At 62.1% G+C, this 7,717-nt stretch carries 4 protein-coding genes and 1 pseudogene; 2 read left to right on the top strand and 3 right to left on the bottom strand.

Translation table 11 applies throughout. From position 1 onward, the window contains the following. Positions 1-105: 105 nt before the first annotated feature. On the bottom strand, positions 106-2,460 hold the full coding sequence (locus WEB61_RS06915; RefSeq protein ID WP_368063597.1) for an RND family transporter: 2,355 nt from the start codon (positions 2,458-2,460) through the stop codon (positions 106-108). Positions 2,461-3,089: 629 nt separating this feature from the next. On the opposite strand from WEB61_RS06915, the gene WEB61_RS06910 reads away from it, so the two are divergent. Further along, positions 3,090-4,223: a ferritin-like domain-containing protein gene (locus WEB61_RS06910; RefSeq protein ID WP_368063596.1), complete on the top strand. Its 1,134-nt coding sequence runs from the start codon at positions 3,090-3,092 to the stop codon at positions 4,221-4,223. 190 nt (positions 4,224-4,413) lie between these two features. Here the strand turns inward: WEB61_RS06910 and WEB61_RS06905 are convergent, their stop codons facing one another. Continuing rightward, complete coding sequence (locus tag WEB61_RS06905; RefSeq protein WP_368063595.1) at positions 4,414-5,685, bottom strand: cytochrome P450; 1,272 nt, start codon at positions 5,683-5,685, stop codon at positions 4,414-4,416. Positions 5,686-5,796: 111 nt separating this feature from the next. Beyond that, positions 5,797-7,110, bottom strand: coding sequence for an Hsp70 family protein (locus tag WEB61_RS06900; protein WP_368063594.1), 1,314 nt, complete (start codon positions 7,108-7,110; stop codon positions 5,797-5,799). A 279-nt stretch (positions 7,111-7,389) separates the two neighbouring features. Between WEB61_RS06900 and WEB61_RS06895 the strand changes: the two are divergent. After that, positions 7,390-7,717 (top strand): annotated as a pseudogene (locus WEB61_RS06895) (ferritin-like domain-containing protein); the annotation flags it as partial.

Below are 7,717 nucleotides of genomic sequence, written 5' to 3'. Positions count from 1 at the left end.
TAAAAAACAACTGCGTGAGGCAATACTTAACGCCGACGATTCGACCCCCATTCCCTTCATCGCCGGTTTTGCCGGCGGCCCCGTCTTCATTTTCGCTCGCGCCGTTCAGTGGACGGGCGCGTTTTTCATTTTCGCGACCGGGCGCGAACGCGGGAAGAACATTTCCAGCGTCACCGCCAGCGCCGGCAGCACCGTCAGCGCCATGATCATGTTGACCATGAACATGAAGGAGAGGAGCAGACCCATATCGGCCTGGAACTTCAGGTCCGAGAAGGCCCAGGTCGACACGCCCACCGCCAGCGTCAACGCGGTGAAGAAGGTCGCCATGCCGGCTTCGAGAAGCGACTGACGGAAGGCATCGGAGATGTTCAGCCCTTCGCCCAGATAGTAGGGCACGCGATTGTAGATATAATAGGCGTAGTCGACGCCAATGCCGACGGCCAGCACCATCACCGGCAGCGTGGCCACCGTCAGGCCGATCTGCAGCACCTCCATGAACCAGTAACCGAAGAAGGTGCCGAAAGTCAGCGGCAGACAGCAGGCGATGACGGCGCGCCAGTCGCGATAGGTCAGCGCCACCAGCGCGATGATGACCGCATAGACCCACATGATCATCGGCAACTCGGTCTCGGTGATCTCCTGATTGACGGCGGCCTGCACACCCATATTGCCGGAGGCGAGGCGGATCGTGACGCCTTCCATCTGATTGTTGTCGCGGAAGTCTTCGATGGCGGCGACCGCCGCCTTGATCGTCGTCGCCTTGGCGTCCCTCAGATAGAAGTAATGCGGCAGGATCGTGCAGGTCTGGTTGTAGAGGGCGGACGCACCCGGCACCGTATTGGAGGCCTGCGCCAGCGCCGGCCGGTTGCGCGGGATGTCCTTCCACTTCAGATTGCCCTCGTTCCAGCCGGCGGACGAACCCTTGATCGCGAAAGGCAGCGAGACGACCAGCGTGATGTCGGGCACGTTCTGCATGTGCCAGGAGAAACGGTTGAGGAACTCGACATAGGGATATTGCACGCAAGCGTCGGGCGGGGTCTCGACAACGGCGATCAGCACGTTGAGACCGAGCGCGTAGCTGTTGGCGATCTCGGTCGAGTCGACATTGTAGCGCGCGTCGGGCCGCAGCTCGGGGGCGCCGGCGTGAAGCGCGCCGACATGACGGTTCATTCCCTGGTAGACGGCGATGACGAACAGAACCGTCGCGCCGGCCAGCAGGAAGGGCGCCACCTTCCGGTTGGCGACAAAGCCCAGCGACGACATGACCTTGAGACGCACCGCGCGCGAGTGCTTGACGCGCGCAACGAACCTGTCGTCGAACTTCAGATAGCTCACGATGAGCGGCAGCATCACAAGATTGGTCGCGACTTTCAGGATCACGCCGATCGAGGCGGTGATCGCAAGCTCGCGGATCATCGGCACCGGGATCAGGTAAAGCGTCGCGAAGCCCACCAGCGTGGTGATCAGCGCCATCGAACCCGGAATGAACAGGCGCGAGAAGGCGGTGCGGGCCGCCTGTTCGGCATTCGCGCCGCCGCTGATTTCGGCGGTGACGACGTTGATCTGCTGTACGCCGTGGCTGACGCCGATGGCGAAAACCAGGAAGGGCACCAGAACCGCCAGCGGGTCGAGGCCGTAGCCGAGGAGATTCAGCAGACCGAATTGCCAGACGACCGAGGTCAGCGAGGCAAAAAGCGTGGCCGCCGTCAGCAGGATCGAGCGCGAATAGAGATAGACGGCAAGCGCGGTCAGAACGAAGGCGACAAAGAAGAAGACAACGACCGTCTGGGCGCCGTCGGCAATGTCGCCGATCAGCTTGGCGAAGCCGATGATGCGGATCGTGTGGTTTTCGTCTTCGTACTTCTGGCGTATCTGGCTTTCAAGCTTGGCGGCAAGATCGAAATAGTCGAGACGCGCCTGTGTCGAGGGATCGTAGTCCTGAAGCTCGGCCACAACCATCGCCGAATGGAAATCGTCGGCGACAAGGCGGCCGACGAAGCCGCCGCGAATGACGTTGTTCTGGACGTTCGCCAGCGCCTGCGGCGTCATCGTTTCGGCGGTGACCTTGCCGGAAATCACGTCGTCGGCGCTGATGCCGTCCTCGGTGATTTCGATGTAGCGTGTGTTGGGCGTCCAGAGCGAAGTCACCGTGTGACGCGATACGCCCGGCAGGAAGAAGATGTCGTCGGTCAGGTCCTTGTAGACCTTGAAAAATTCCTTGGTCCAGATCGTCCCCTCGTTGGCTTCCATCACCACGATGATGCGGTTGGAGCCGAAAAGCTGATCGCGATATTCCTGGAAGGTCTGGATGTATTCGTGGCCGATCGGGAGCTGCTTGTCGAAACCGGCATCCATGCGCAGTTGCGTCGCGTAGAAACCCGAAATGACCGTGAAGACGAGAAGTCCGGCCAGGATGAAGAAACGCAGGCCGAAAACGACATTCTCAAGTAACTTAATCATGGACCTAACCCATCGCTCCCCTGGCCGCATGACCGCGCGTGGCGGCGGACGGCGCCGTTGCAAATCCCTGCCCGCCGGCATGGGCCGGCTGGCGCTTCGGCCGATTGCGGCCGCACGAGGTTGCGGCGGCACGAACCGGCCTTCTGTCGTCTGGAGGTTTGCCGGCCCCTGCCTCAGGCATCGGACCGGCATGGCGGTCTCGTTCGAGCCGCCCCTCCCGAAAAATCAGGGCCCGTCAGCCCTCCGTCCGATGGAGGGATGCGGGCGCAATGTCGTTCGGGGATGTCCCCCTCCCATGATGCCTTTCTCTTTTGGCGGCGCGCTGTCGGTCCCCCGCGCTGCCGTCCGGAACGGTCATCCTTCGTGACCTATGCAAATAGCACAATTTTCCGCCCTTGGTAACGGGTGCGTAGTCATCATCCGCGAAGTTTACCGAAGTTTAACTGTGCAGGCACGATCCGGCCATAAAGTTGACGCTTGCGTCACTTTTTCCTTGACCGGATGAGCCGACACCCTATTCTGGAGGCAATGAGACAAGGCGGAACCGCAGGGCACGAGACCCTCGCGAAAACCCGCCTGTTTGTGCTAGCCGGGAACATGTCTTTCCGGCCGTCATTCCGGAGGACCCGATGACCGAAATTCGGCAAATCACCAAAGACAACGCCTATGACGCCGTCGCGCCCGACGATTTTCCGGCGATGATGGAAGTCGAGCGTTACGGCCAGCGCTCAACCGCGTTCGACAAGATCATTTCGGCGACCCATGACCATTTCTGGGATCCGCTCGACAAGAAGTACATCGATTTCTCGGAGCCCTTCGACTACGAGAACATCATGATCATGCCAGGCGAGATGATCCCGGAATTCCGCCTGCCCTGCTTCCAGAACCTGTCCGAAAAGGAAAAGGTCCGCTTCGCCAACGAAACGGCGCGCTGGTCCCTGTCGGCGATCCTGCATGGCGAACAGGGCGCGCTGAACCTGTCGGCCTCGCTCTGCCACATTCTCCGCGATCCGGGCGCGCAGGAATATGCCGCCAACCAGACCCGCGAGGAAGCCCGCCATGTGACGGCTTTCGCCCGCTACGTGCAGGCGCGCTGGGGCAAGCCGCTGCCCTGCGGCCAGACGCTGGCGACGCTCCTGACCGACATCGTCCGCGCGCCGGAGGTCTACAAGAAGATCGTCGGCATGCAGATGCTGGTCGAGGGCCTCGCGATGGGCGCCTTCGCCACGCTTTACGCCAAATCGAACGACCCGCTGCTCGTCAAGCTGACGCAGCTCGTCATGACCGACGAGGCCTTCCACCACAAGTTCGGCAAGATCTGGGCCGACCGCACGATCCCGAACCTGTCGGAAGAAGAACAGAACATCATCGAGGACTGGGCGGCCGCGTGCTTCCAGACGCTCTTGTTCAACCTCGTGAACCCCGAGCAGAAGCAGATCATCTATGCCGATTTCGGCCTCGACTGGCAGCAGGTTCAGCTCGAGATGCTCGAAGCCTTCGGCGACGAGGATCGCCGCGAGCAGATGAAAGAAGGCACCAACATCTTCCGTGTGCTCATCAAGACACTGCTCAAGGCCGGCATCATCACCGACCGCACCAAGGCCTTCTATGCGACCTATGTCGACATGGACGAGCTTCGCCATGAAGGCGACCGGATGGTCGGCGACGATATCGCCGAGGACGGTATCCGCTATCTGCAGAAGATCAATTTCGGCACCAATATCGACGCATTGAAGGATGTGACGATCTCGGCGGCCGACTGACCTTGCCTGTTGCGTGAGACCAAACAAGAAGGCGTAGAGTTCCCTCAACTCGATCCCCCTCGAACAAACTGGGCGGCTCCACACCGGAGCCGCCCTTTTTGTTGTTTGCGGCTTGTTGTTTGCGACGGGGGCGCAAAAAAGCCAGGCGCGGATTTCTCCGGCCCGGCTTTTCCTTGCGTGATGCGCGGCGTCAGTGCTTGCGCTTCGGCAGCTCGACCATCATCTGCTCATAGCCCTTCACGAAGGGCGAAAGCACACGGGTCGGTTCCGCGAGAACGCGGATCGGTTCGTCCGGCCAGCGCTTGATGATCTCTTCCCAGACGATGCGCAGCTGCATCTCGGCCAGGCGGTTGCCGACGCAGCGGTGAATGCCGAAGCCGAAGGAAAGATGCTGGCGCGCCCGCTCGCGGTCGATCACGAGCTGGTTCGGGTTCGAGATCACGTCCTCGTCGCGGTTGCCAGAGACGTACCACATCGCAACCTTGTCGCCCTTCCTGATCTGCTTGCCGCCGAGTTCGATATCCTCGAGCGCGGTGCGGCGCATATGCGCCAGCGGCGTCTGCCAGCGGATGATCTCGGCCACCATGTTCGGGATCAGCGACGGGTTCGCCTGCAGCTTTTTGTACTGCTCCGGGAACTTGTTGAGCGCGTAGAGGCCGCCCGTGATCGAGTTGCGCGTCGTGTCGTTGCCGCCGACGATCAACAGGATCAGGTTGCCGAGATACTCCATCTTGTCCATGTTGCGGGTCGACTCGCCATGCGCCAGCATCGAGATCAGGTCGCTGCCCGGCTCGCGCGCATTGACGCGTTCGTTCCAGAGACCGATGAAATAGTCGGCGCATTCGAAAAGCTCGGCGCGGCGCTGCTCTTCCGATTCGATGATACCGGATTCTTCCGAGGCGGTCGCGACGTCCGACCAGCGCGTCAGCTTGCGGCGGTCCTCGAAGGGGAAGTCGAACAGCGTCGCCAGCATCTGCGTCGTCAGTTCGATCGAAATGCGGTCGACCCAATCGACGGGCTGCTCGGTATCCATCTCGTCGAGCAGTTTGCCGGCGCGTTCGCGGATCGTGCTTTCGAGCTTGGCGAGATTGGCCGGCGCGACGATCGGGCTCACCACCTTGCGCTGGTCGTCATGCTTGGGCGGATCCATGGCGATGAACATCGGCAGCTTGAAGTCCTCGTCCTGATCGCGCAGCGTTATTCCGCCCTCGGAGGAAAACACCTGATGGTTGGTGTCGACCGCCATGATGTCGTTGTATTTCGTCACCGACCAGTAAGGCCCGAACTCCTCGTTCGTCTCGCAGTAATGCACCGGCGCTTCCTTGCGGAGGCGCTCGAAATAGGGCCACATCGTATCGGTCTTGAAGAGCTCTCCCCGGCCGACATCGATCTCCTCGATCGGTATCGAATAGGCATGTTCGCGCGCTTCGTCGATTTCGTATTTTCTCGCTGCGTCGCTCATTGGTTCCTCCCGGCGCATTCCGTTACGGCAAGAATAAGCCCAATTCGCGGACCTGTCATACGCAAAGTGACGCAGGCGTCATTTTGCGTAGTGCGGTGTGCAGGCGTCCGATCAGGCGCCGAAACGCTGGCGGGCGGCCAGCGCCAGGCCCGTCGCGACCGAGGTCAGCTCGCCGCCGCCGGCAAGCTTTTCAGGCCCGAAGCGGTCCGCGAAGAGCTGCCGCACCGCCGGAATGAAGGACGAGCCGCCGGTCAGAAAGACCCGGTCGACCCGTTCCGGCGCGACGCCGGTCTCCTCAAGCAGCCGCCCGACACAGGCGTCGATCTCGGCAAGCTCCGGCGCGATCCAGCGGTCGAAATCGGCGCGCGCGATTTCGGCGTCGATCGTCACCGGCCCGCTCTCGAAGCCGAGACGCACGGTGTCCGCGTCCGACAGCGCCACCTTCGCCGCCTCGACGGCGCGGTAGAGCGCGAAGCCGCGCTCGCCGGCGATCAGGCTCAGAAGCCCCGCGACCTCGCCAGGCGCCTCGGCGGTCGGCATGATCTCTTCGAGCATCCGCCGCGTCTTGCGCGTGTTGATCATGCTCAGCTGGTGCCAGCGCTTCATCGTGTCGTAGAGCCAGGAGGGAACCGGCAGCGTCTTGCCGCCGCTCGCATAGGACGTGCCCTTGCCGAGGCGCGGCGCGACGCAGTGTTCGACGATGCGCGCATCGAAAGCGTCGCCCGCGAGACCGACACCCGAAACGCCGACAATGGTTTCGCCGCGATCCTTCAGCCCGCGCATGCCCGGCCCGACATGCAACAAACAGAAATCGCTGGTGCCACCGCCGAAATCGCCGATCAGCACAAGCTCGTCCCGCGCGAGCGATGCCTCATAGGCATAGGCCGCCGCGACCGGCTCGAACTCGAAATGCACGTCGGGAATGCGCACGCCCGAAAGCGCGGCGCGCAGCCGCGCCACCGCGAGATCGTCATGATCGGCGTCGGGGGTGCCGCGGCTGTTGCGCACGAAACGCGCCGGACGGCCGACAATGACGGGGCCCTTGAGCATCGCCTCGCTCAAGCCCGACGCTTCTTCCGTCGCATCGACCAGGCGGGCGACGATGAAGCCGATCAGGTTTTCGAGCGTGAAGCGGCTGCCGAAAATACTGGTCGCCGAGAAGGTCGGATTGGCGAGCCAGGATTTGATCGACTGGATCAGCCGGCCCTCCGCGCCGGTCGCAAGATAGGCCTCCATGGCGGCCGGCCCGGCAAAGGCATGCGGGCGCCCGTTCGGATCGCGCTCGTCATCGTCGAAGTAAAGGATCGAGCGGAAAGTGGGGAGCCTCGCCTCCCCGTGGCGCACGGGCACAAGCCGCGCCGCGCCTTGCACGGGAGCGACCGCCAGCGCGCTGTTGGTCGTCCCGAAGTCGAGACCGATGAACATGGGGGCACCTCGTATCCGTCTGACCCGGCCGGGGTCACGGCAATACATCTGAGGGTTGCGTTCGGGGTTTTCGGAGCGAAAGGGCCGCGAGAGATACAGGCCGGCGGCCCTTTTGTCGAGTCCGCTGCTTGTTTCCGGCCCCATGCGCAAAATGACGCAGGCGTCATTTTCAGATTGATGTGCATTGCAGCAATACCCACACTCCAATTGTGACAATTAGCCGATTCCGGCCCTCGGGACGGCCCGCGCAGATACGAAACCAGTTTGGAGAGAGAGCCCATGACCGCCGTTCGGCAGATCACCAAGGACAATGCCTATGACGCCGTTTCGCCGGACGATTTCGAAGCGATGATGGATACCGGGCGCTACAACCGCCGCTCCTCCGCCTTCGACAAGATCATCTCGGCAACGCACGACCATTTCTGGGATCCGATGGATGCCCGCTATATCGACTACAGCGAGCCCTTCGACATCGAAAACGAAATGCTGATCGATCCGGAACTTGTGCCGGAGCTGAAGCTCGCCTGTTTCGAGGCACTGCCGGAAAAGGAAAAGGTCCGCTTCGTCAACGAGACCGCCCGCTGGATGATGTCGGCGATCCTGCATG

Source organism: Parvibaculum sp. (genome assembly GCF_040882025.1).
GTDB lineage: Bacteria > Pseudomonadota > Alphaproteobacteria > Parvibaculales > Parvibaculaceae > Parvibaculum.
The sequence above is the reverse complement of the archived record's forward strand: the minus strand, read 5'-3'. Positions and strand labels throughout refer to the sequence as shown.

Bases quoted from the DNA above. Each gene is read 5' to 3' on its own strand.
- WEB61_RS06915 (WP_368063597.1), bottom strand. From the start codon at position 2,460: ATGATTAAGTTACTTGAGAATGTCGTTTTCGGCCTGCGTTTCTTCATC.
- WEB61_RS06910 (WP_368063596.1), top strand. From the start codon at position 3,090: ATGACCGAAATTCGGCAAATCACCAAAGACAACGCCTATGACGCCGTC.
- WEB61_RS06905 (WP_368063595.1), bottom strand. From the start codon at position 5,685: ATGAGCGACGCAGCGAGAAAATACGAAATCGACGAAGCGCGCGAACAT.
- WEB61_RS06900 (WP_368063594.1), bottom strand. From the start codon at position 7,110: ATGTTCATCGGTCTCGACTTCGGGACGACCAACAGCGCGCTGGCGGTC.